The organism is Roseivivax sp. CAU 1753 (assembly GCF_054482575.1).
Genome location: NZ_JBTLRF010000004.1, coordinates 201538 through 225966 on the forward strand (window position 1 = coordinate 201538; position 24429 = coordinate 225966).

The 24429-nt window shown below is 65.6% G+C and carries 21 protein-coding genes and 1 tRNA gene; 15 read left to right on the plus strand and 7 right to left on the minus strand.

Annotated features, from left to right (window positions below; genetic code table 11):
• Nucleotides 1-53: 53 nt before the first annotated feature.
• Nucleotides 54-127 (plus strand) — tRNA-Gly (locus ACXYMN_RS10750).
• A 140-nt stretch (nt 128-267) separates the two neighbouring features.
• Nucleotides 268-2067: an ABC transporter transmembrane domain-containing protein gene (locus tag ACXYMN_RS10755; protein WP_459013630.1), complete on the plus strand. Its 1800-nt coding sequence runs from the start codon at nt 268-270 to the stop codon at nt 2065-2067.
• A gap of 116 nt (nt 2068-2183) precedes the next feature.
• On the opposite strand, the gene ACXYMN_RS10760 is transcribed toward ACXYMN_RS10755, so the two are convergent.
• Complete coding sequence (locus tag ACXYMN_RS10760) at nt 2184-2399, minus strand: hypothetical protein (protein WP_459013811.1); 216 nt, start codon at nt 2397-2399, stop codon at nt 2184-2186.
• A gap of 125 nt (nt 2400-2524) precedes the next feature.
• Here ACXYMN_RS10760 and ACXYMN_RS10765 point away from each other — a divergent pair, with 125 nt between their 5' ends.
• The gene (locus tag ACXYMN_RS10765) at nt 2525-2785 is read left to right on the plus strand and encodes a DUF2312 domain-containing protein (protein WP_459013631.1); all 261 of its coding nucleotides are present in this window, start codon (nt 2525-2527) and stop codon (nt 2783-2785) included.
• A gap of 121 nt (nt 2786-2906) precedes the next feature.
• Here ACXYMN_RS10765 and ACXYMN_RS10770 read toward each other — a convergent pair whose 3' ends face one another.
• Nucleotides 2907-3788: a hypothetical protein gene (locus ACXYMN_RS10770; protein ID WP_459013632.1), complete on the minus strand. Its 882-nt coding sequence runs from the start codon at nt 3786-3788 to the stop codon at nt 2907-2909.
• 79 nt (nt 3789-3867) lie between these two features.
• Here ACXYMN_RS10770 and ACXYMN_RS10775 point away from each other — a divergent pair, with 79 nt between their 5' ends.
• A complete protein-coding gene (locus ACXYMN_RS10775; protein ID WP_459013633.1) occupies nt 3868-5532 on the plus strand; it encodes an ABC transporter permease in 1665 nt (554 codons plus the stop codon).
• Between the two features lie 26 nt (nt 5533-5558).
• Here the strand turns inward: ACXYMN_RS10775 and ACXYMN_RS10780 are convergent, their stop codons facing one another.
• Nucleotides 5559-5858 carry an FtsB family cell division protein gene (locus ACXYMN_RS10780; protein ID WP_459013635.1) on the minus strand — a complete coding sequence of 100 codons (300 nt, stop codon included), beginning with the start codon at nt 5856-5858 and terminating at the stop codon, nt 5559-5561.
• 90 nt (nt 5859-5948) lie between these two features.
• Complete coding sequence (locus tag ACXYMN_RS10785; protein ID WP_459013636.1) at nt 5949-7136, minus strand: phosphoglycerate kinase; 1188 nt, start codon at nt 7134-7136, stop codon at nt 5949-5951.
• 125 nt (nt 7137-7261) lie between these two features.
• Here ACXYMN_RS10785 and ACXYMN_RS10790 point away from each other — a divergent pair, with 125 nt between their 5' ends.
• The 3 genes from ACXYMN_RS10790 to ACXYMN_RS10800 all read left to right on the plus strand — a co-directional run bounded on the left by ACXYMN_RS10790 (nt 7262) and on the right by ACXYMN_RS10800 (nt 9452).
• The gene (locus ACXYMN_RS10790) at nt 7262-7768 is read left to right on the plus strand and encodes a peptidylprolyl isomerase (protein WP_459013638.1); all 507 of its coding nucleotides are present in this window, start codon (nt 7262-7264) and stop codon (nt 7766-7768) included.
• Nucleotides 7761-8312: a peptidylprolyl isomerase gene (locus ACXYMN_RS10795; RefSeq protein ID WP_459013639.1), complete on the plus strand. Its 552-nt coding sequence runs from the start codon at nt 7761-7763 to the stop codon at nt 8310-8312. The genes ACXYMN_RS10790 and ACXYMN_RS10795 overlap by 8 nt, the downstream gene beginning before the upstream one ends.
• Nucleotides 8313-8504: 192 nt before the next feature.
• The gene (locus tag ACXYMN_RS10800; protein ID WP_459013812.1) at nt 8505-9452 is read left to right on the plus strand and encodes a DUF3179 domain-containing protein; all 948 of its coding nucleotides are present in this window, start codon (nt 8505-8507) and stop codon (nt 9450-9452) included.
• 190 nt (nt 9453-9642) lie between these two features.
• On the opposite strand, the gene tyrS is transcribed toward ACXYMN_RS10800, so the two are convergent.
• Nucleotides 9643-10896 (minus strand): tyrosine--tRNA ligase, encoded by a 1254-nt coding sequence (gene tyrS / locus ACXYMN_RS10805; protein ID WP_459013640.1) that lies wholly within the window; start codon nt 10894-10896, stop codon nt 9643-9645.
• An 88-nt stretch (nt 10897-10984) separates the two neighbouring features.
• Here tyrS and ACXYMN_RS10810 point away from each other — a divergent pair, with 88 nt between their 5' ends.
• The 7 genes from ACXYMN_RS10810 (at nt 10985) to ACXYMN_RS10840 (ending at nt 20718) form a co-directional block, all read left to right on the plus strand.
• Nucleotides 10985-12091, plus strand: coding sequence for an anhydro-N-acetylmuramic acid kinase (locus tag ACXYMN_RS10810; protein WP_459013642.1), 1107 nt, complete (start codon nt 10985-10987; stop codon nt 12089-12091).
• Between the two features lie 83 nt (nt 12092-12174).
• Entirely contained in the window at nt 12175-13338 is a 1164-nt protein-coding gene (argE, locus tag ACXYMN_RS10815) for an acetylornithine deacetylase (RefSeq protein WP_459013643.1), read from the plus strand.
• Complete coding sequence (locus tag ACXYMN_RS10820) at nt 13335-14678, plus strand: NAD(P)/FAD-dependent oxidoreductase (protein WP_459013644.1); 1344 nt, start codon at nt 13335-13337, stop codon at nt 14676-14678. Before argE ends, ACXYMN_RS10820 begins: the two co-directional genes overlap by 4 nt.
• Before the next feature lie 67 nt (nt 14679-14745).
• Nucleotides 14746-15909 (plus strand): M20 aminoacylase family protein, encoded by a 1164-nt coding sequence (locus ACXYMN_RS10825; protein WP_459013645.1) that lies wholly within the window; start codon nt 14746-14748, stop codon nt 15907-15909.
• Nucleotides 15910-16203: 294 nt separating this feature from the next.
• Entirely contained in the window at nt 16204-18165 is a 1962-nt protein-coding gene (locus tag ACXYMN_RS10830; RefSeq protein ID WP_459013647.1) for a bifunctional 2',3'-cyclic-nucleotide 2'-phosphodiesterase/3'-nucleotidase, read from the plus strand.
• A 172-nt stretch (nt 18166-18337) separates the two neighbouring features.
• Nucleotides 18338-19429, plus strand: coding sequence for a carboxynorspermidine decarboxylase (locus ACXYMN_RS10835; RefSeq protein ID WP_459013648.1), 1092 nt, complete (start codon nt 18338-18340; stop codon nt 19427-19429).
• Nucleotides 19430-19470: 41 nt separating this feature from the next.
• Nucleotides 19471-20718, plus strand: a complete 1248-nt coding sequence (locus ACXYMN_RS10840) for a saccharopine dehydrogenase family protein (protein ID WP_459013649.1) — start codon at nt 19471-19473, stop codon at nt 20716-20718.
• A gap of 97 nt (nt 20719-20815) precedes the next feature.
• Here ACXYMN_RS10840 and moaA read toward each other — a convergent pair whose 3' ends face one another.
• The gene (gene moaA / locus ACXYMN_RS10845; RefSeq protein WP_459013650.1) at nt 20816-21823 is read right to left on the minus strand and encodes a GTP 3',8-cyclase MoaA; all 1008 of its coding nucleotides are present in this window, start codon (nt 21821-21823) and stop codon (nt 20816-20818) included.
• Nucleotides 21824-22029: 206 nt separating this feature from the next.
• Between moaA and ACXYMN_RS10850 the strand changes: the two genes are divergently transcribed.
• Complete coding sequence (locus tag ACXYMN_RS10850) at nt 22030-22581, plus strand: hypothetical protein (RefSeq protein WP_459013651.1); 552 nt, start codon at nt 22030-22032, stop codon at nt 22579-22581.
• A 29-nt stretch (nt 22582-22610) separates the two neighbouring features.
• Here the strand turns inward: ACXYMN_RS10850 and glmS are convergent, their stop codons facing one another.
• Nucleotides 22611-24428: a glutamine--fructose-6-phosphate transaminase (isomerizing) gene (gene glmS, locus ACXYMN_RS10855; protein WP_459013652.1), complete on the minus strand. Its 1818-nt coding sequence runs from the start codon at nt 24426-24428 to the stop codon at nt 22611-22613.
• Between the last annotated feature and the right edge of the window lies 1 nt (nt 24429).

The following is a 24429-nucleotide window of genomic DNA, read 5'->3' on the forward strand; positions in this document are numbered from 1 at the left end:
CGAATCGATCTTGACCTCGATCGGCGTGTAAAATACCTCTCGGGCCGAGCCGGGCGGGTATGGTGTAATGGTAGCGCCCTAGCCTTCCAAGCTAGTCGTGCGGGTTCGATTCCCGCTACCCGCTCCACTCTGTTTCCCCATTCTGCCGCCTTCCCCGACGGTCCGTGGCGCATTTGCGGCCCCTGACGGGCCGTTTGCCGCATGCCATGGGTTGAGGCCCCGCGACCAACCTGCCAAAAACCCCCGAGGCGACGCGATGGAGGTGACATGGCGCGAGGGCTGGCCGCAGGGCAGGGAAACGAAGAACGCGAGAAGTCGAAACGTCTCGGCGTTCTGGCGCGGCTCTGGCCGTTCCTGGCCCCGTATCGCTTGTTGCTGACGGCGGCGGCGGTGGCGCTGACCGCCACCGCGACCATCTCGCTGATCCTGCCGCTTGCGGTGCGTCGGGTGGTCGACAATTTCGAGGGCGGCGAAGCGGCGCTGCTCGATCTCTATTTCGCGGCGGCACTTGGCATCGCGGCGCTTCTGGCCGTCGGCACCGCGCTGCGCTACGCGCTTGTCACCCGGCTGGGCGAGCGGGTCGTGGCCGACATCCGGATGGCGGTCTTCGACCGGGTGATCACGCTGTCGCCCGCGTTCTACGAAAAGATCATGACCGGCGAGGTGCTGAGCCGGATCACCACCGATACCACGCTGATCCTGTCGGTGATCGGCTCGTCGATCTCAGTGGCGCTGCGCAACGTGCTGATCTTTGCGGGCGGGCTGGTGCTGATGCTCTTCACCTCGTGGAAGCTGACCATGATGGTGCTTCTGATCGTGCCCGCGGTGGTCGTGCCGATCCTGGTCCTGGGCCGCCGCCTGCGCAAGCTCAGCCGCGAGAACCAGGACTGGATCGCGGCCTCGTCCGGCAGCGCGTCGGAGGCGCTGCTGTCGGTGCAGGCGGTGCAGGCCTTCACCCACGAGAAGATCTCGCAGGCGGCCTTCGCGGAGGTCACCGAGCAGAGTTTCGACGCGGCCCGGCGCCGCATCTGGACGCGTGCGCTGATGACCGCGATCGTCATCTTCCTGGTCTTCACCGGCATCGTCGGCGTGCTCTGGATGGGCGCATGGGACGTGCGCGCGGGCGAGATGAGCGTCGGCGCGCTGGTGCAGTTCGTGATCTATTCGGTGATGGTCGCGGGGTCGGTCGCAGCGCTGTCGGAGGTGTTCGGCGAGTTGCAGCGCGCCGCCGGAGCCACCGAACGCCTGGTCGAATTGCTCGACAGCGAGGACGCGGTGACCGAGCCGGTGGCCCCGGTGGCCCTGCCGGCGCCGGTGCGGGGCGCGCTGGCTTTCGAGGACGTGTCCTTCACCTATCCGTCACGGCCCGATACCTCGGCGCTGGATCATGTCACGCTCGATGTGGCTGCGGGGGAAACCATCGCCCTTGTCGGCCCTTCGGGCGCGGGCAAGACCACCATCATCCAGCTTCTGCTGCGGTTCTACGACCCGGATTCGGGAAGGATCACGCTGGACGGGGTGGCGCTTGACGCGATGGCGCGGGATGCGTTCCGCCATCACATCGCGCTGGTGCCGCAGGACCCGGTGATCTTTGCCGCCTCGGCGCGCGAGAACATCCGCTTCGGCCGCCCCGACGCGACCGATGCCGAGATCGAGGAGGCAGCCCGCGCGGCCGCCGCGCATGACTTCATCGCCGCGCTGCCGGACGGCTACGATTCGTGGCTGGGCGAGCGCGGCGTGATGCTGTCGGGCGGGCAGAAACAGCGCATCGCCATCGCCCGCGCGATCCTGCGGGACGCGCCGGTGCTGCTGCTGGACGAGGCGACCTCGTCGCTGGACGCGGCCAGCGAACGCGCGGTGCAGGAGGCCGTGGATCGCCTGTCGCGCGACCGCACCACCATCATCGTGGCGCACCGCCTGGCCACGGTGAAGAAGGCTGACCGGATCGTGGTGATGGATCATGGCCGGATCGTCGCCACCGGTCGGCACGATGCCCTGGTTGCCGAGGACGGGCTGTATGCGCGGCTGGCCCGGCTGCAATTCACCGACGGTATCGCGGCAGAGTAGGCGGGGCGCGCGCGGCGGGCCAAGGGGCCCGCAGCGCGCGACGAGAGGCGCTGCCTCTCGTGCTCTCCGGAGTATTTTGGGTCCGATCGTGCGCAGGACGCCCGGTAGCGGCGGTGTCAGCCGAGGAAGATGCCGAGCACCACCAGCATCAGCCCGATCACCGACAAAAACAGCGCGCCGAGGTTCAGCGGCACGACTTTATGCAACTCGGCGCGCAGCTGGTCGTCGGGCAGCGCCTTGCGACGCGCCTTCGAGACCTTCACAATGCAGAAGACGAGACCGGCCAGGCCCATGAGCGACACCGCGGCGCCGCCCCAGATCAATGCGTCCATTCTGTCTCTCCCCGCAGGTGTTCCGACACCGACCGGGCGGTAAAGGATCGTCTGCGCCACCGCAACCCCTTGCCGCGCGGGCGTCGCCGCGCTACCCGGCGGGTCTGGTTCGACAGGAGGCATTCATGGACGACAATCAGGCATCGGACGGCTACGGCGTCGCGGCGGGCGAACTGCGCCAGTTCATCGAGCGGATGGAGCGGCTGGAGGAAGAAAAGAAGGACATCGCCGAGCAGCAGAAGGAGGTCATGGCCGAGGCCAAGGGGCGTGGCTATGACACCAAGGTGATGCGCAAGGTCATCGCGCTGCGCAAGCGCGACGCCGACGACATCGCCGAGGAAGAGGCGATCCTCGACATGTACAAGGCCGCGCTGGGCATGGGCTGAGCCACGCCGGAGCGCGCCGCCCCGGCAGGCGCGCTCTGGCCCCGGCGGGGGGCTGGGCGTGGGGTCGGAAACCCGGGTTTCCCGGGTGCTGTGGTCGGCGGTGACCCGACGCGGGCGGGTGCTAGGGGGCGATGAAAGTGACGCCGGGGATCCGCTCGATGTCCCAGACGTCTTCCTCGTAGATCGCGGTCAGCGCCGCGACGCGGGCCTCGTCCCAGCCCGGCAGGTCAAGCTCTTCCTCGATTTCCTCGTCCATGGCGTATTTGTCGAGGAAGGCCACCATGACCCGGCGCTTCTGGCGTTCGTTGATGGTCGGGTGCTGGTGCAGATAGGCCCGGAAGCGTTTCATGCCCTCGGGATCCATGATCTCGTGCAGCAGGTCGAACGCGCCCTTGATCTTCTTGGTGGCGTCGATGCCCGAGGCCTCGCGCAGGATCTGCCCCCAGATGATCGGCGTATCCTCGTTGCACCAGCAGGTCACCGGCACATCCGGATGGGCGCCGCGGATGCGGTTGATCAGGTGCGACCAGCGAAACGCTTCGGCGGTGGCCCCGTCCATGAAGGTTTCGAAGCTGGGGTAATCGCCCTCGCGGTAGGCCGATTGCAGGAAGGACGACGGATCGCGCAGGCCGATGAACACCTCGAGGCTGTCGCCCTCGAACAGCGCCTTGAGGATGCCGATGCGTTCTTCGGCCTTGCGGTAGGGCATGCCGCCCTGCATCGCCAGCCGCGGCACCGAGAAGAAGTTCGGATGGCTGAGCACGATGCGCCCGATGGCCTCGGGGTCCTCATCCAGCAAGCCGTCCAGCAAAACCTCGCGGGCCTCGGGGGCCGCGGTGCCACCGGCCAGCTGATGCGCTGCCTCGGACAGCAGCTGGCGATACCGGCTGGGACCGGGCACAACCGTGCCCGATTGGTGCAGAAGATCGGAATTGCGTTGCATCCCCTTGAGGAAACGACCCTCATCGGTGAAGTGCACGCCCGCGTGAAGAATTACCTGCATGTCTGGGTCTTTTTGTTGCCCTGCGGGGCGACTATAAGCGCTTCGGCTGGCAGTTAAACCGCAAATCCCGAAGGCTTTCATGACCGCATCAGCGACCGAGACCGACCGCGCCACGACCCGCAAGCGCAACCGTCGCCCGAACCTGTGGTCGGTGGGTGCGGTGCTGATCGCGACGCTGGTGCTGGCGCCGATCCTCGCGGTGATCGGCCTTGCCGCCTTTCCGAAAGAGAATATCTGGCCGCATCTCGCCGCCACCACCTTGCCGCGCTATCTCGGGACCACGGGGATCCTGATGCTGGCGACCGGCACGATCACGGCGGTTGTGGGCACCTCTGCGGCCTGGTTGGTGACGCGCTATGACTTTCCGGCGCGGCGCTGGCTGGAATGGCTGCTGCTGCTGCCGCTGGCGATCCCGGCCTATGTCGGGGCCTATGCGCTGGTCGATTTCCTGGAATATGCGGGGCCGGTGCAGACCGCGTTGCGCAGCTTTTTCGGCTGGCAGGATGCCCGTGCCTACTGGTTCCCCGAGATCCGGTCGCTGGGGGCCGCGATCATCGTGCTGTCGGCGTCGCTTTATCCCTATGTCTACCTGCTGACGCGCGCGGCGTTCCGCGAACAGTCGGGCAGTGCCGAAGAGGTGGCGCAATCGCTGGGCGCGGGCGGGTTTGCGCGGTTCTGGCGCGTCGGCCTGCCGCTCGCCCGGCCCGCCATCGCGGCGGGCTGTGCCATCGTGATGATGGAGGCGGTGAACGATTTCGGCACTGTCGACTATTTTGCGGTGCAGACGCTGACCACGGGCATCTTCTCGGTCTGGTTGCAGGCGGGCAATGCGGGCGGTGCCGCGCAGATCGCCTGCGTCGTGCTGGTGCTGGTCGTCTTCCTTGTCATGCTCGAGCGGTCGTCGCGCAGGCGTATGAAGTTCTTCAACCTGTCGTCGCGCCATCGCCCGGCCGTGCGGCGCGCCCTCAACGGCTCTGCGGGGTGGCTGGCGACGCTGGCCTGCGCCCTTCCTTGCGCGCTTGGCTTCGGTCTGCCCGCGACGGTGATCCTTGAACATGCGTTGTCCAACGCGGATGCCTGGGTCGATCCGGCGCTGGGCCGCGCCATGCTGCACACGGTGACGGTTGGCGGACTTGCCGCCGTGGTCACCGTCGCGGGTGGGCTGTTCATGGTGTACGGGGTGCGGATGTCGGGCCACGATCTGCCACGTCTGCTGATGCCGATCACCTCGATTGGCTATGCCGCGCCGGGGGCGGTTCTGGGCGTCGGAATTCTTATCCCGCTGGCCTTTCTCGACAACAAGCTGGCCGATTTTGTCCTGCGGGTTACCGGCGTCGATATCGGGTTGCTGCTGACCGGTTCGGCCTTCGCGCTGGTGCTGGCTTATTCGGTGCGCTTCTTTGCCATCGCGCAGGGCGCGGCGGATGCGGCGATGGGGCGGGTGTCACCCAATCTGGCGCTGGCGGCCCGGTCGCTTGGGCGCAACCGTGCGCAAACGCTGGGCGCGGTCTACTTTCCCCTGATGCGAGGGTCGATCGCATCGGCGCTGCTTCTGGTATTTGTGGATTGCGTCAAGGAATTGCCCGCCACGCTGCTTTTGCGCCCCTTCAACTACGAAACGCTCGCGACCCGCGTGCATCAGCAGGCGAGCCTTGAAAACCTTGGCGGTGCGGCACCGGCGGCGATGCTGGTGATCCTTGTCGGGCTGTGTGCGGTGGGGCTTCTGGCGCGCGCCAATCGCTAGGCCGGAGGAGGGGCGGGCGGTGGCACCTAGCGCACGACCACCTCGTCGTGACGCAGCAGGCCCAGCACGTCGCGCGCGCGTTCATCGAGCAGGTCGAGATCGAGGTAGTCGTCCGACAGCCGCAGGGTCAGGTTTTCCATCCGCGCCACCTCGGCCTCTAGGGTGGCCAGTTCGGCCCGCAGCGCGTCCGCCTCGACCTGGATCTCGGCGCGGCGGAACAGGCCGTAATCGCCCTGCACGGCGGCGAAGGTGAAATACGCCCCGACCGAGATCAGAAGGGCAAAGAAGAGAAGCCCGCCAAGGGCTGGACGTGTGCGATTGGTCATGGCTCTGCCTCGGACATGCACCTCTGACGGGCGCGTTTGCACGACTATGCCACGCCGATGCGGCGGGGGGAATCCCCCGCGCGCAGGGTGTTACTCCAATGCCGCAACACCGGGCAGGGTCTTGCCCTCCATCCATTCCAGGAACGCGCCGCCGGCGGTCGAAATATAGGTGAAGGCCTCGGCCGCGCCGGCCTTGTTGAGCGCCGCAACCGTATCGCCCCCGCCCGCGACCGAGACCAGCTTGCCCGACTTTGTCCGTTCCGCGGCATGGGCAGCGGCGGCGTTGGTCGCGGCATCGAAGGGCGCGATCTCGAACGCGCCGAGCGGGCCGTTCCAGATCAGCGTCCGGGCGCGGTCGAGCACGTCGCGGATATGCGCGACGCTGTCCGGCCCGGCATCGAGGATCATCGCATCAGCCGGGCAGTCTTCGGCCTTCACCGTCTCGTTGGCGGCTCCGGCCTTGAATTCGCGGGCGACAACCACGTCGCGCGGCAACAGGATCTCGCAACCGCCCCCGGCTGCCTTTGCCGCGATCTCGCGCGCGGTGTCGGCCATGTCGTGCTCGCACAGGGACTTGCCCACATCGATGCCCTGCGCGGCCAGGAAAGTGTTGGCCATGCCGCCGCCGATGATCAAAATGTCGACCTTTTCGATGAGGTTCGACAACAGATCGAGCTTGGTCGATACCTTGGCGCCGCCCACCACCGCGGCCACCGGGCGGTCCGGATTGCCAAGTGCCGCCTCGAGCGCCGACAACTCTGCCGCCATCAACCGACCGGCGCAGGCGGGCAAGAGATGCGCAATGGCTTCGGTCGAGGCATGCGCGCGGTGGGCGGCAGAGAAGGCGTCGTTCACGTAGACATCGCCGAGCGCCGCCATCTCGGCGGCAAGCGCGGCATCGTTCTTTTCCTCGCCTGGATGAAATCGGGTATTCTCCAGCAACAGAACCTGGCCCGGCTGCAGCGCCGCAACCGCTGCATCAGCGGTGGGTCCCCGGCAATCGGCGGCAAAGACGACATCGGCCCCGATGGCGTTTTCAAGCGCCGGTATCAGCGGTTGCAGGCTCATGTCGTCGACGCGCTTGCCCTTCGGACGCCCGAAATGCGCCAGCAAGATCGGCTTGCCGCCCTTGTCCAGAATGTCCCGGATCGTGGGCACGATTCTTTCGATCCGGGTCGCATCCGTCACGTGCCCGTCGTCCATCGGAACGTTGATGTCGACACGGACCAGAACGCGTTTGCCGTCCAGCGCCATCTGATCGAGCGATTTCCAGGCCATGGGGTCCTCCGTTGAGCTGTTGTTCAACATCTCGCAAGCCTGCGACCATAGGTCAACGCCTGCCTTGCGGGCCTGCCTGCCTGCCGCTACCTAATGGGTCGCACAACGGAACAGGGAGACGGCGCATGGCCGATATCAAAGACCCCGAGAACACCATCCTCATCGAGTTGAAGGACGGGACCGTCACGATCGAGCTGATGAGCGACGTGGCACCGCAGCACGCGGCGCGGATGAAGGAACTGGCGCGCGCCGGAGCCTATGACAACGTCGTCTTTCACCGTGTCATCGACGGCTTCATGGCGCAGACCGGCGATGTGGCGAACGGCAACACCGAAAAGGACTTCAACCTGCGCATGGCCGGGACCGGAAGCTCGGACCTGCCCAATGTGCCGGCGGAATTCGGGCGCATTCCGCATGACCGTGGCACGATCGGTGCCGCGCGCAGCCAGAACCCGGATTCCGCAAATTCGCAGTTCTTCATCAACTTCAAGGACAACCACTTCCTGAACGGCCAATACACGGTCTATGGCCGCGTGATCGAGGGGATGGAGCATGTCGATGCCATCGCCCGCGGCGAGCCGCCTGCCGAACCCGATCGCATGATCTCGGTCAAGGTGGCCGCGGATGCGTAATATCTGTCTGGCCGCATTGATCTGTGCCGCAGGCCCTGCGCTGGCCACCGGGCTTGAGATCGACATCGCGGGTGAAGGGGCCACCGGGACGGTCACCATCGATCTTCTCGAGGATATTGCCCCGCGCCACGTCGCGCAGATCACCGCGCTGGCCGAAAGCGGGGCCTATGACGACGTGGTCTTTCACCGCGTGATCGACGGCTTCATGGCTCAGACCGGAGATGTCGAGTTCGGCAAGATCGGCGGCGACATGCGCATGGCAGGCCGTGGCGGATCCGATCTGCCCGATCTGAAAGCCGAGTTTTCGGACGCGCCTTTCGCGCGCGGCGTTGTCGGAATGGCGCGGTCGCAATCGCCTGACAGCGCGAATTCGCAGTTCTTCATCATGTTCGCGCCGGGCGATTTTCTGAACGGGCAATACACCGTGGTCGGGCGTGTGACGGACGGTATGGACGTCGTCGACGCCATCAAGCGTGGCAGCGGTCGCAGCGGGGCGGTGACGGGGCAACCCGACCGCATGACCGCTGTGCGCGTGACCGACTGAGCCGAACCCCGTGTCGCATTCGTCCTGAACCTGCATCATCGGCTGGCAGTTGCCCGGCGGGTGATGCAGCCCCGGCCTGACACCCCGAACTGCCGGTCGGCGGGCATCACGCCAATGTGGCGTTATTTGTTTTGACGCGGACCCCCATTCTTGCGTCTGCTGATACGCAGGAGGTGGGATAGCGTGCGATTCATGTTGGCATTGATGCTCTGGGCGACCGCGGCGACGGGCGATCCGTCCTTCTGGCAGAATGAATGGCCCGACACGGATTTCTCCAGGCGTGATATCGCGCATTGGGCTGAAATCATGTCCGGTGGGCCGGGCAAGGACGGCATTCCCGCGCTTGACGATCCGGCCTTCACCCGGGTCGAGACGAAGCAGGGCCTCGACGGCTCGGAGGCTGTGATCACGTTCCAAACGGGCGACGGACCGGCACGCGCCTATCCGCTGCGCTACCTGATGTGGCACGAGATCGTGAATGACAATGTTGGTGGCACACCTGTCGCTGTTACCTACTGTCCGCTTTGCAATTCCGCCATCGTCTTTGACCGACGCGTCGATGGGAAGGTTCTCAGCTTTGGGGTGACCGGCAAGTTGCGGCGGTCCGACATGGTGATGTACGACCGTCTGACCCAAAGTTGGTGGCAGCAGGCCGAGGGCCGCGCCATCGTCGGGACGCTGACGGGCAAACGACTGGATGCGCTGCCGTCCTGGATGGAAAGCTGGGCGCAGTTCCGAAGCGCAAACCCCGACGGCCTGGTGATGGCGGAACCCGCCTTCAATCGGCGGTACGGGACCAATCCCTATGAACGGTACGATACGTCGGCGCGTCCGTTTCTGTATACCGGCGAGCTGCCGCCATTCGATATACCCCCCTTGGCACGGGTCGTGCGGGTGGGCGCGCGCGCGTGGCCATTGACCCGCCTGGCAGAGGCCGGGCAGCTGCAAGAGGCGGGGCTGACGTTCGAATGGCGGGCCGGTCTTGCCTCTGCGCTCGACACCGGACGGATCGGGGCGGGGCGTGATATCGGACAGATTCGGGTGACCGACCGGCGGGGCCGCGATGTGCCCCATGACCTGCTGTTTGCCTTTGCGTTCCACGCCTTCTGGCCGGACGGGCAATGGATGCTCGGGCCTTGAAAGACAGCTCAGCAACCGGAAAATGATGGTCCAGACGACATTCATGGTCTGTTCTTAACGTCTCATCAATGAAGGGTACGTTAAGATCAGACCATGAAACACAAGGTATCAAATTGCCGGAACCGACGAAAACCCGCCCAGGCCCGCCGTGCGACGGGGCCGCCAATCCGGTTGGACTGCGGACCCGCGGTTATTCGGCCAGCCTGACCACCGCGTGACGCTTCTTGCCGGCCGACAGTTTGATCGGATTGGCAAGCGCGTCGGCGCTGACCATCAGGCCGACATCGGTCAGCGGTGCGTCGTCGATACGTGCGCCATTGTCCGAGATCAGGCGCTTGGCCTCCTTGCCGGATTTCGCCAGGCCCGACCGAACGATCAACTGGATGACCGAAATGCCATCGCCCACGTCGTCCGCGTGCAAGACCAAAGTCGGCAGATCGGGGCCAGCGCCACCTTTCTCGAACACTTCATGCGCGGTGGCCCGGGCGGTCCGTGCAGCCTCCGGCCCATGGCAAAGTGTCGTCACCGCGTCGGCCAGCACGATCTTGGCCTCGTTGATTTCTGCCCCGCCGAGGGCGCCAAGACGGTCGCATTCGTCCACCGGCAACTCGGTGTACAGCTTGAGAAACCGGGCCACGTCGGCGTCCATCGTGTTCCGCCAGAACTGCCAGAACTCATAAGGAGAACGCAATTCCGCATTGAGCCAGATCGCCCCGTCCGCCGTTTTGCCCATCTTCTTGCCGTCAGCCGTGGTCAGGAGCGGTGTCGTCATGCCATATATCTCGTGATCCAGCACCCGCCGCGTCAGGTCGATCCCATTGACGATGTTTCCCCATTGATCGGACCCGCCGAACTGCACCAGGCAATCGTACCGGCGATTGAGTTCGAGGAAGTCGTAGGCCTGCAGGATCATGTAGTTGAATTCGAGAAATGACAGCGACTGTTCGCGATCGAGGCGCGATTTCACGCTCTCGAATGACAGCATGCGGTTGACCGAAAAATGCCGTCCGATGTCGCGCAGGAAATCGAGGTAGTTCAATCCGTCCAGCCATTCGGCGTTGTTCAGCATCAAAGCCCCCGACGGCGCATCGGAATAGTCGAGGTATTTCGCGAAGACCTGTTTGATCCCCGCGATGTTCGCTTCGATCTGATCGGCTGTCAGCAGCGGACGTTCATCTGCCCGGAACGACGGATCGCCCACCTTGGTGGTGCCGCCGCCCATCAGCGTGATCGGTTTGCCGCCGGTCTTCTGCAGCCAGCGCAACGTCATGATCTGGATGAGCGAGCCGACATGCAGCGACCGGGCCGTCGCGTCGAAGCCGATATACCCCGGCACCACCCCCTTGGTCAGGGCCGTATCGAGGCCCTGGTAATCGGTGCAGTCGGCCAGGAAGCCGCGTGTCATCATGACCTGCATGAAGTCCGATTTCGGGTGGTAGGTCATGGTCTTTCCTTCCGCATTCGACCGGTGCGATATACTGCTTGCAGACAAGGTTTGAAAACCGCTTTTCGCGGGGCGGCATGAGGCAGGCATGAATTCCAGAACAGGTGGCCCGATCTGGGCGTTGGGCGCGATGTCGGGCACCTCTCTCGATGGGGTGGACGCAGCCATGATCCAGACCGATGGCCAGCGGATCTTCGCATTTGGCGACACCGTGTATCGGCCCTACACGGCAGAGGAAACGGCGATCTTGCGCGATGCCCTGGGAAAGTGGCCCGGGGATCCGGGGCTCGATGCGGCCCGACAAGTCGTCCACAGCGCCCATGTCGCCGCCCTGTCGCAAATCGAAGGGGCCGAACTTGTGGGTTTTCACGGCCAGACCCTGGCGCATGACCCCAAGGGGCAGGGCACGCATCAGCTTGGGGACGGTGCTGCGCTGGCGCAGGAACTCGACCTTCCGGTGGTGTGGGATTTCAGGTCCTCGGATGTTCGGCTGGGTGGCGAAGGCGCGCCGCTGGCGCCGTTCTATCACTTCGCCTGTGCCAAATGGATCGGCGCGACCGAGCCTGTGGCCTTCCTCAACCTCGGCGGCGTCGGCAATATCACGTGGGTCGATCCGACCTGCGACACGGTCGAGACGCCGGGTGCCTGCCTTGCCTTCGACACCGGCCCCGCGAATGCGCCGATCAACGATCTGATGCAGCAGCGCCGGGGCGAGGATTGCGACAGGGACGGCGCACTGGCCGCCCGGGGGCAGGTTGTCGATGGCGCACTGGAGCTGTTCCTCGACGAAGGCTACTTCCGCAAGATGCCGCCCAAATCATTGGATCGAGGAGATTTTTCTCTCATGCTCGATCTGGTGCGCGAACTGGACGATGCCGATGCCGCCGCCACCATGACGGCCATGGCCGCCGCTGCGGTGATGCAGGGGTTCGAACATCTGCCGACGCCGCCGACGCGTCTTCTGGTCACCGGCGGCGGGCGCAAGAACCCGGTGATGATGGACATGCTGTCGGCCGGGCTGGATTGCCCGGTCGATCCGGTCGAGGCGGTCGGCCTCGACGGGGACATGCTGGAGGCGCAGGCATTCGGCTATCTCGCCGTGCGGGTGCTGCGCGGATTGCCGACATCCGGCCCCTCGACGACCGGGGTGCGCGCGCTTGTCGGCGGTGGCGAGGTGTCGCGGCCACAGCGCTAGACGCGCCGCCTGCCTGCCGTGCGGTCGCCCCTTCGCAGGCAGGCCCGTCGTCGGCTATGGCTAGGGGTGAAGGAGTTGCCCCCATGCCCGACCGCTTGTCCCCGCGCGCCATTCTCGAGGCGCTGATCGCCTTTCCGACCGTGTCCCGCGACACCAACCTGCCGCTGATCGACTGGGTCGAGGCCTATCTCGGCAGTCATGGCATCGCGTGCCATCGGCACTGGAACGCGGCGCGCGACAAGGCGGGGCTGTTTGCCCATGTCGGCCCCGGGATCGACGGTGGCGTGATCCTGTCGGGCCATACGGATGTCGTGCCGACCGACGGACAGGACTGGACCAGGCCGCCGTTTCAGGTGACCGAGGCCGAGGGGCGGCTTTACGGGCGCGGCACCACCGACATGAAGGGCTTCGACGCGCTGGCGATCTGGGCGCTGGTCGAGGCGCAGCATGCAGATCTGACACGTCCGCTGCAAATCGCGCTCAGCTATGACGAAGAGGTCGGCTGCACCGGCGCGCCGCCGCTGATCGCCGCGATGCAGGCTGTCGTCCCCCGGGCGCAGGACGTGATCGTCGGCGAACCGACGACGATGCAGGCGGTCACCGGACACAAGGGCGGCCTCAGCTTCCGGGTGCATGTGCACGGGTTCGAGGTGCACTCCTCGATCCTCTACAAGGGGGTGTCCGCGATCATGGAAGGCGCGAAGCTGATCACCTGGGCCGATGCGGTGAATTCCGAGAATGCAGCCGCCAGGCCCGGCGCGATGGCGGCGCTGTTCGATCCGCCCTACACCAACGTGCATGTCGGCCAGATCCACGGCGGCACGGCGCATAACATCACCGCCAAGGACTGCGTCTTCGGGCTCGGGTTCCGGATCGTGCCCGGCGAGGACCCGGAATTCTGGCGCGCGCGGCTGATGGCGAAGGTGCAAGAGGTCGAGGCCGGGATGCAGGCCATCCGGCCCGAGGCATGGATCGAGGTGACCGAGGCCTTCGCGCTGCCGACCTTCGCCCCCGAGGACGGCAATTCCGCCGAAGCGCTGGTGCGCGCGCTCACCGGTGACAACGGCTCCCACCATGTCAGCTATGGAACCGAGGCGGCGCATTTCCAGGCGGCGGGCTATCGCGCGGTGGTATGCGGCCCGGGCGATATCGCGGTGGCACATCAGCCGGACGAATACATCACCCTGGCCCAGTTCGAGAAGGGCCGGGACTTCATGCAGCGCCTCGTGCGACACCTGTCCGCATGAGGTTTCCGTTCCAACTTCAGAACCCGGTCGAACATGGTGGTCCGCCGCCCTCCGAAACCGGGGTCGTGGTGATCGGCGGCGGCGTGATCGGGGTGGCGACGGCGCTTTTCCTGGCGCGCGCCGGGCATGACGTGGCGCTGCTGGAAAAGGGGCGGGTGGCCGCCGAACAATCGTCGCGCAACTGGGGCTGGATCCGGGTGCAGGGCCGCGACATGGCCGAGATTCCCATCGCGCAAGAGGCGCAGCGCCTGTGGAGCACGCTCGATCAGGACTGCCATGGCCGTCTGGGACTGCGCGCGGTGGGCGTGCATTACCTGACGCGCAGCGAAGCCCAGCTTGCGCGATATGCCGATTGGCTCAAGGCGGCGGAGCCCTTCGGCCCGACGTCGCAACTGCTGTCGCGGGCCGACATCGCTAGGACGCTGCCCGGCGCGCGCGCGGACTGGATCGGCGGGCTTCATACGCCGACCGACATGAAGGCCGAGCCCTGGGTCGCGGTGCCGGAACTGGCGCGACTGGCGCGCGATGCGGGCGCGCGCATCGTCGAGCGGTGCGCGATCCGTGCGCTCGATATCGAGGCCGGTCGGGTGACCGGGGTGGTGACCGAAAAGGGGCGGGTCCGGGCCGATGCCGTGGTGCTGGCCGGCGGGGCGTGGTCGGCGCTGCTGTTGCGGCGGCACGGCATTTTTATTCCGCAGCTGTCGGTGCGCGCCACCGCCTTCGAGACCGGGCCCGTGCCGCAGGTCGCCGACAGTGCCGGGGTCGATGACCGCATCGCCTTTCGGCCGCGCGACGACGGCGGCTACACGCTGGCACCCGCCACCCTGTCCGAGCTGTTCGTCGGCCCCGATGCGCTGCGGGCCGTGCGCAAGTACATCCCCGTTCTGCGGCAGGGCGGCTTTGAGGTAAAATTGCGCGCCCGGGCCCCTGCGGGCTTTCCCGACGCCTGGTCCACCCCGCGCCGCTGGGCCGAGGATGCGGCCTCGCCCTTCGAGGCGATGCGTATCCTGAACCCCGACCCCAATTGCGCCGCCATCACCGCTGCCCTGCGCGCATTCGCAGATGCGTTTCCCGAGGCGGGAACGGTGCCGGTGCGCACTGCCTGGGCGGGGATGATCGACGTGCTGCCGGACGTGGTGCCGCTGGTCGACCGGATCGCACCGCTGCCGGGGCTGACTGTCGTGACCGGCATGTGTGGCCATGGCTTCGGCGCGGGGCCGGCCTTCGGGCGCATCGCCGCGGCGCTGGCCACCGGCGAGGACCCGGGCGCCGATCTGTCGCGCTTCCGGTTCGACCGGTTCTCTGACGGCACGGCGATGGTGCCCGGCCCGAACCTCTGAGCTTGCTTGCAGAGCCGTCGGGCATCAGGCAGGCTTGGGCCGAACACCGAAGCCAGGGAGAGCCACCATGCCCGTCAAGAACCGTATTGCAGAAATGCAAGATGAGATCACCGAATGGCGTCGAGATTTGCATCAGAACCCCGAGATCCTGTTCGAGACGCACCGTACATCCGCCATGGTCGCCGAAAAGCTGCGCGCCTTCGGGTGCGATGAGGTGGTCGAGGGCATCGGCCGGACCGGCGTCGTCGGCGTCATCCGGGGCAAAACCGACACGTCGGGCCGGACGGTGGGCCTGCGCGCCGACATGGACGCGCTGCCGATCCACGAGGCGACCGGGCTGGACTACGCCTCGAAAACGCCCGGCGCGATGCATGCCTGTGGCCATGACGGCCATACGGCGATGCTTCTGGGGGCGGCCAAGTACCTTGCCGAGACACGGAATTTCGACGGCACCTGCGTGGTGATCTTTCAGCCCGCCGAAGAAGGCGGCGGCGGCGGCAAGGAGATGTGCGACGACGGCATGATGGCGCGCTGGAACATCTCCGAGGTCTACGGCATGCACAACTGGCCGGGTTTGCCGGTGGGCAATTTCGCCATTCGCCCGGGCGCGTTCTTCGCCGCGACCGATGTGTTCGAGATCACCGTCGAGGGCCGCGGCGGCCATGCGGCGAAACCGCACGAGACCATCGATCCGACCGTGACCGCCGCGCAGATCGTCACCGCGATGCAGTCCATCGCCGCGCGCAACGCCGATCCCGTCGAACAGCTGGTGGTGTCGATCACGTCTTTCGAAACCTCTTCGACCGCGTTCAATGTGATCCCGCAACGGGTGTTGATGAAGGGTACGGTGCGCACCCTGTCGCCCGGGATGCGCGATCTAGCCGAGACGCGCCTGACCGAGATCGCCGAGCACACGGCCCAGGCCTTCGGGGCCACCGCAACGGTCGATTACACCCGCAACTACCCGATCATGGTCAATGCCGAGGCCGAGACGGAGTTCGCCGCAGAGGCGGGCCGCGCGGTTTCAGGGCAATGCGACGACGCGCCTCTGGTGATGGGCGGCGAGGATTTTGCCTTCATGCTCGAAGAGCGCCCGGGGGCCTATATCCTGGTGGGCAATGGCGACACGGCGGCGGTGCATCACCCGGAATACAATTTCAACGACGACGCCATCCCGGCGGGCTGTTCGTTCTGGGCCGAAATCGTCGAACGGCGCTTGCCCGCCGCGTGATCCAGCGGGCTGCGCCCAAGGGCGCAGTCATGTCTGGCCCGCTGATCGTGCCGATCATCGGGCGATGGGCGCGCAACGGCGACCGGGACCGCCCGCAATGACGAGGGCAATCCTGCCCGGCGATCACGGCCGGCGGACGCCACGACGCCAAGGTCATGCACCTGCCGCTGGATCCGGCGCGCGCCGCTGGACCCGAATTCCTGTCTTGGCAGCACGCGCTGGTTCAAACCATTCCTTGTCCGAATCCCCGGCACTGGCAAGGATGGTGCATCAATCAAACAACGGGGCCCCACCATGTCCATCCAATCCGCAATCTCTCGTCGCAGCCTGCTTGCCGGTTTTGGCGCGGGCAGCCTTGTCGCGCTGCATCCCTTTTCGGTCAACGCCCAGGGCCAGCAGGCGCATCTGCGCATCATGTCCACCACCGACCTGCATGTGCACGTGCATCCCTACGATTATTACGCCGACAAGCCGGTCGACACGGTCGGCCTTGCCCGCACCGCCTCGATCATCGAAGGCATCCGCGCCGAGGCAACGAACGCGATGCTGGTCGACAATGGCGACTTCCTTCAGGGCAACCCGATGGGCGATTACATGGCCTATGAGAAAGGCCTTGCCGAGGGCGACGTGCACCCGGTGATCGCGGCCATGAACGTGCTGGGCTACGACGCGGCCACGCTGGGCAACCACGAGTTCAACTACGGCCTCGACTTTCTGGCGAAGTCCGTTGCCGGGGCCGATTTCCCCGTCGTCTCGGCCAATGTGGTCAAGGGGGCACTGGCCGCCAATGCCACCGACGATGCCACGCTGGTGCCGCCCTATACCATCGTCGAGCGCGCGGTAACGCTGGGCGACGGCACCGAAAAGACCGTGAAGGTCGGCCTGATCGGCTTTGTTCCGCCGCAGATCATGAACTGGGACCGCCGCCATCTCGAGGGCAATGTCGCGACCCGCGACATCGTGCAATCGGCGCGGGCCTGGGTGCCGCAGCTGCGCGAGGAGGGGGCCGAGATCGTCGTCGCGCTCAGCCATTCCGGCATTTCCACAGACGCCTACAGCGAAGGCATGGAAAACGCGTCCCTGCACCTTGCGGCGGTCGAGGGCATCGACGCGGTCGTCACCGGCCACCACCACCTGGTGTTCCCGGGGTCCGACTATTCCGGCGACGGCATCGGCGAACAGACCCTGAACGGCAAGCCCGCCGTGATGGCGGGGTTCTGGGGCAGCCATATGGGGCTGATCGATCTGATGCTGGAACACGAGGCGGGCACGTGGCGCGTGGTCACCGCCGAAACCTCGGCCCGACCGATCTATGAGCGCGTCGACCGGGCTTCGGTGCCACTGGTCGAGAACCACCAGCCGGTGATCGACGCCACGCAAGAGGCCCATGACGCGACGCTGGCCTATGTGCGCCGCGCCGTCGGCGAGACCGAGGCCCCGCTGCATTCCTATTTCGCGCTGGTGGCCGACGACCCGTCGGTGCAGATCGTCAGCCAGGCACAGACCTGGTACATCGAACAGATGATGAAGGGCACCGAATGGGACGGCCTGCCGATCCTGTCGGCGGCGGCCCCCTTCAAGGCCGGTGGACGCGGTGGCCCGGACTATTACACCGACGTGCCGGTGGGACCGGTGGCGATCAAGAACGTGTCCGACCTCTATCTCTATCCCAACACGGTGCGCGCGGTCCTGATCGACGGCAAGACCGTCGGGGAATGGCTCGAACGGTCGGCGGCGATCTTCAACCAGATCGAGCCCGGCAGCACCGACTCGGCGCTGCTGAACCCCGAGATGCCGTCCTACAATTTCGACGTGATCGACGGCGTGTCCTATCAGATCGACCTCAGCCAGCCTTCGAAATACAACCGCGAAGGTGCGGTGGTCGCGGCCGATGCCAACCGCATCGTCAACCTGACATACATGGGCGAACCAATTGACCCAGATCAGAAATTCGTGGTCGCGACCAACAATTACCGGGCCGGGGGCGGCGGCAATTTCCCGGGCGCGAACGGCGAGACCACGATCTTTGTCGGCCCCGACACGAACCGCGATATCATCGTGCGCTACCTTGTCGAACAGGGGAAGGTGAACCCCAAGGCCGACGCCAACTGGACCTTCGCACCGTTGCCCGGCACCACCGTGATCTTCGACACTGGCCCGGCCGGGGCCCGGCACATCGACCAGGTCACCGGCGTCTCGATCGAGGCCGCGGGGGACGGCGACGACGGCTTCGCCCGCTACCGGATCGCGCTTTAGGCCGCACCGGTCCGCCCCGCGCCGCCGGACACGGTCGCGCGGGGTGCATCCTGCAGGCGGGCGGCGTCCAGCCCCTGCCGTGCGCTGACCGGGCCGTCGGCGCGGCTTGCCCCGGGGCAGGGCGGGCCCTATATGGCGCGGACCCACCCAACGGCCAAGGGAGCCCGCGACCATGCAGACGCCCTATTACCTGATCGACAAGTCCAGGCTCTTGCCGAACATGGAAAAGATCGCCTGGCTGCGCGAGGCGTCGGGCGCCAAATCGCTTCTGGCGCTCAAATGTTTCGCAACCTGGGGCGTGTTCGATTTCATGGCCGGATACATGGACGGGACGACCTCGTCTTCGCTGTTCGAGGTCAAGCTCGGGGCCGAGAAGTTCGGCAAGGAAACCCATGCCTATTCGGTGGCCTGGGCCGATCACGAGATCGACGAGGTTCTGCGGGTGTCGGACAAGGTGATCTTCAACACTGCCGCGCAATTGCAGCGCTTCGATGCCCGCTCGACGGGGCATGTGCGCGGCCTGCGGATCAATCCCGGCGTCTCGACCTCGGGGTTCGATCTGGCCGACCCCGCGCGGCCCTTTTCGCGGCTGGGCGAGCATGACCCGAAGGACATCGCGCCGGTGGCCGATCGCGTCAGCGGCTTCATGTTCCACAACAATTGCGAGAATGCGGATTTCGACCGCTTCGCCGAGATGCTGGACCATATCGAGGACCGGTTCGGGCCGCTGATCCGGAGAATGGACTGGATCAGCCTTGGTGGCGGCATCCATTTCACCGGCGACGGCTATCCGCTTGCGCGTTTTGCCGAGCGGCTCAAGCGGTTTGCGGGCGAGAATGCGGTGCAGATCTACCTGGAGCCGGGCGAGGCCGCGATCACCGGGTCGACCACGCTCGAGGTGACGGTGCTCGATACGCTGTTCAACGGCAAGAACCTGGCCATTGTCGACAGCTCGATCGAGGCGCATATGCTGGATCTGCTGATCTACCGCGAGAGCGCGAAAATGCACGAGAGCGGTGACCAGCTTTGGCAGATCTGCGGCAAGTCCTGCCTTGCCGGGGATATCTTCGGCGAATTTCGCTTTCCGAAGGCGCTGACACCCGGCGACCGGCTGTCGATCGAGGACGCGGCGGGGTATACCATGGTCAAGAAGAACTGGTTCAACGGCGTGCAGATGCCCGCGATTGCGATCAAAGAACTCGACGGCGAGGTTCGGCTGGTCCGCGACTTCGGCTATGAAGATTTCCGCGCCGCGCTTTCCTGAGGCGGCCAAACCCACCCGACATGACAAGGGGGTTTTTGCATATGACCCAATCCACTCTGATCATCGGCGCTGGCGGTGTCGCGCAGGTCGTGGCGCACAAGTGCGCGCAGAACAACGATATTCTTGGCGATCTCCACATCGCCTCGCGGACGAAATCGAAATGCGACGACATCATCGCCTCCGTGCACGAGAAGTCGGCGATGAAGCAAGAGGGCGTGATAGAGGCGCATCAGGTCGACGCGCGCGACACCGCCGCTGTGGCCGACCTGATCCGCAAGACCAAGGCGGAGATCGTCATCAACGTGGGCTCGGCATTCGTGAACATGTACGTGCTCGATGCCTGCATCGAAACCGGGGCCGCCTATATCGACACCGCGATTCATGAAGAGCCCGACAAGATCTGCGAAACCCCGCCCTGGTACGCCAACTACGAATGGAAACGGCGCGATCTGTGCGCCGAAAAGGGCGTGACCGCGATCCTGGGCGCGGGCTTCGATCCGGGCGTGGTCAATGCGTTCGCGCGCTATGCCATCGACGCATACCTCGACGAGGTCAAAAGCATCGACATCGTCGACATCAATGCCGGCTCCCACGGCAAGTACTTCGCGACGAATTTCGACCCCGAGATCAACTTCCGCGAATTCACCGGCACCGTCTACTACTGGGAAGACGGGACCTGGAAAGAGACCGAAATGTTCGCCTCGGGCCGCGACTGGGATCTGCCGGTCGTGGGTGAACAGCGCGCCTACCAGTCGGGTCACGACGAGGTGCATTCGCTGGCCACCAACTACCCGCAAGCCGACGTTCGGTTCTGGATGGGCTTCGGGGCGCATTACATCAACGTCTTCACGGTCCTGAAGAACCTCGGCCTGCTTTCGGAACAGCCGGTGACGCTGGCCGAGGGCACAGAGGTGGTGCCGCTGAAGGTGGTGAAGGCCTGCCTGCCCGACCCGTCAAGCCTCGCGCCCGACTACACCGGCAAGACCTGCATCGGCGATCTGGTGAAGGGCACGAAAGACGGCAAGGAGGCCGAGGTTTTCGTCTACAATGTCGCTGACCACGAAGCGGCTTACGCGGAAGTGGGCAGCCAGGGCATTTCCTACACCGCCGGTGTCCCGCCGGTCGCCGCCGCGATCCTGATCGCCAAGGGCGACTGGGATGCCAAGACGATGAAGAACGTCGAAGAGCTTGATCCAAAACCGTTTTTCACCGAGCTTGACCGTATGGGCCTGCCGACGCGGGTGCTGGAAGGCGGGCTTGGCGGGACCGACAAGGCCTGGAACGCATAAGCGACGCCCAAGCGAAAACGCCGGTTGCGAAAAGGGATGTCATCCGTGGGTCGTGCCCGAGGATGACCTCGCTTCAATACAATGGTTCGGCCAGGGCCTACCCGCCCGTGTGGCTCATGTGGCGCGACACGCGGCCATCGACACCTTGGCGCGAATAGTCGAAATCGTGGCCCTTGGGCTTGCGCGAAATGGCCGCCCGGATCCTGTCCTCGAGCGGCCCGTCGGTGTCGGGGTGGTTGCGCAGCGCCGAGCGGAGATCGGCGTTGTCCTCCTGCCCGAGGCACATGAACAATTCGCCGGTGCAGGTCAGGCGCACCCGGTTGCAGCTTTCGCAGAAATTATGCGTCAGCGGCGTGATGAAGCCGATCTTCTGGCCGGTTTCCTCAAGCCGCACGTAGCGCGCCGGGCCGCCGGTGCTTTCCGGCAGATCGGTCAGGGTGTATTCCTGCGCCAGCCGCGCGCGCAGATCGTCAAGCTTCCAATACTGGCCCAGCCGGTCCTCGTTGCCGATATCGCCCATCGGCATGACCTCGATCCAGGTCATGTCCATGTCGCGCGACGCCGCCCATTCGGTCATCGAAAACAGCTCGTCCTCATTGAACCCCTTGAGCGCGACGGCATTGATCTTGACCCGCAGGCCCGCGTTCTGTGCCGCGTCTATGCCGCGCATGACCTGCGGCAGACGGCCCCAACGGGTGATGTCGGCGAACTTCGCCTCGTCCAGCGTGTCCATCGAGATGTTCACCCGCCGTACACCGGCGGCGTGCAGATCCTGCGAGAACCGTTCGAGTTGCGAGCCGTTCGTCGTCAGCGTCAGCTCTTTCAGGTCGCCGCTGTCAAGATGGCGGGACATGGCGCGGAAGAAGGTCATGATGTCGCGCCGCACCAGCGGCTCGCCGCCGGTGATGCGCAGCTTCTCGACCCCGAGCCCAACGAAGGTCGAACACATGCGGTCAAGCTCTTCCAGCGTCAGCAGCTCTTTCTTGGGCAGGAACTGCATGTTCTCGGACATGCAATAGACACAGCGGAAATCGCAGCGGTCGGTCACCGAGACGCGCAGATAGCTGATCGGTCGCTGGAATGGGTCGACGAGGGGCGTTTTCATTTAAAACAGCGTAAGGATTGCGGGGCCTCGGGGCAAGTGGCGCGCGTCGATCTGACCCGGCACGAAAGTCCCATTCCGGTGGCGGCATCGGCGACAGATTGCGGCTTTCACCCAGCTGCGGATTCTCTTGCGGTGCGGTGTTTCTTCATGGGCCGACGGACGATAGGGTGCGTCCGACGCCGCGATCCGCAGGAAAGATATTCGCCATGCCCATGTCCATGTCCATGCCCGTGACAAAGACCCTTCGCCCGCAGACCATCGCCGTGCTCTGTGCCAGCCTGGCCCTTGGCGGCTGCGCGCAGATGTCCGGCTTTTTCGCCGGTCAGCCCGATACCGGGGCCGATACCCAGATGGCCACCCCGACCGCCGAGGCGGCACCCGTCGAAAGCGCGCCGGTCGCAGCACCCAAGCCGCCGCCATCCGCCGTCACCGCCGAGGATTTCGACACCACCACCGCCGCCGAGCGCGAAGCCGCCGCCGCACCGCCCTCCGCCGCGGGCGATACGCTGCTGGGCACCGTTGTCGTCTCGCTGGGGTCACCGGCGGATCCGGGTTTCTGGCTTGAGACGCCGCTGGTGGACGCGGTCACCCCGGGCCGGGTCGAGATCGCCGGGGGCGGGGCGTCGGCCAAGGTCGAGTTGCGCCCCGCGGCGTCCGGCACCGGCAGCCGGTTGTCGCTTGCGGCGATGCGCCTGCTCGAGGTGCCGGTCACCGATCTGCCCGAGGTCGATGTGTATCGTGTCAGCGGCGGCGCCTGACCGCCGCCGCCCGCGTCATCCGCGGGGGGTCACTCCACGGTGACCGATTTCGCCAGGTTGCGCGGCTGGTCCACATCCGTGCCCTTGGCGATGGCGGTGTGATAGGCCAGCAGCTGCATCGGCAGGGCATAGAGGATCGGGGCGACCGCGTCCGACACGTTCGGCATGATGATCGTCTTCCAGACACCCGCGCCGGCCGAGGCAGCGCCGGCGGCATCGGTGATCAGCACGACCTTGCCGCCCCGCGCCATGACTTCCTGCATGTTTGACACGGTCTTGTCGAAAAGCCCGTCGCGCGGCGCCAGAACCACAACCGGGACGGTCTTGTCGATCAGCGCGATGGGGCCGTGCTTGAGTTCGCCCGATGCATAAGCTTCAGCGTGTATATAGCTGATTTCCTTGAGTTTCAAAGCACCCTCAAGCGCCAGCGGATACATCAGGCCGCGCCCCAGGAACAGCACGTCGCGCGATTCCGAGATCGCCAGTGCCGCGTCCTCGATGTCGCTGTCGCGATCCAGCCCGATATTGAAGATCCCCGGCAGGGACCGCAGATCGTCCAGCATCCTGTCGCGGGTCGCGTCATCAAGCCGACCGCGCTGGTGCGCCGCCTCGATGGCCAGCAGCAGCAGCACGTTGAGCTGGCAGGTAAAGGCCTTGGTCGAGGCAACGCCGATTTCGACCCCCGCATGGATCGGCAGGGCCACGTCGCTTTCGCGCGCGATCGAGCTTTCGGCCACGTTCACCACCGACAGGATGCGCGCGGCGCGCCCCTTGCAATAGCGCAGCGCGGCCAGCGTGTCGGCGGTTTCGCCCGACTGGCTGACGAAAAGCGCCGTGGTGCCGCCGGTGATCGGCGGTTCGCGGTAGCGGAACTCCGAGGCGACATCGACCTCGACCGGCAGGCCCGCGATCTGCTCGAACCAGTATTTCGCGGTCAGACAGGCATAGAAGGCGGTGCCGCAGGCAACCATGACCAGACGCTCGGTCTGGGTAAAGTCGATGCCGCCCTCGGTCAGGTGGATGCCGTCGTCGCCAAGATAAGCCCGAAGCGCATCGGCCAGCACGGTGGGCTGTTCGGCGATTTCCTTGGCCATGAAATGTTTGTGGCCAGACTTGTCGACCCGCGCGGCGTCGATCCGCACCGTCTTCATCGGGCGTGTGACCACGTGACCGGACTCGTCGCGCAGCTCGATGGTGGTGCGGGTCAGGATCGCACGGTCGCCTTCCTCGAGGTAGGTGATCCGGTCGGTCAGCGGGGCCAGCGCGATCGCGTCCGAGCCCACATAGACTTCGTTATCGCCATGGCCGATGGCCAGCGGGCTGCCCTTGCGGGCGGCGAACATCAGGTCTTCCTGACCGTCGAACAGAAAGACCAGCGCGAAGGCCCCTTCAAGCCGCGACAGGGTCTTTTCGGCGGCCTCGACGTGGTTGAGCCCGTCCTGCATGTAATGCTGACACAGCCACGCGATGGTTTCGGTGTCGGTATCCGAGGCAAAGACATGGCCCGCGGCGGTCAGTTCGGCGCGCAGTTCGCGGAAATTCTCGATGATGCCGTTGTGCACGACGGCGACCGGACCGGCCTGATGCGGGTGCGCGTTATTTTCCGTCGGCGCGCCGTGGGTGGCCCAGCGGGTGTGCCCGATGCCGGATTTCCCGGCGAGCGGGTTGTGCACCAGCAGATCCGACAGGTTCACCAGCTTGCCCACCGCGCGGCGTCGGTCCAGATGGCCGTCATTGACCGTCGCGATGCCCGCGCTGTCATAGCCGCGATATTCCAGCCGCCGAAGCGCTTCCACGAGGGACGGCGCGACTTCATGCGTTCCGAGGATCCCAATAATTCCGCACATG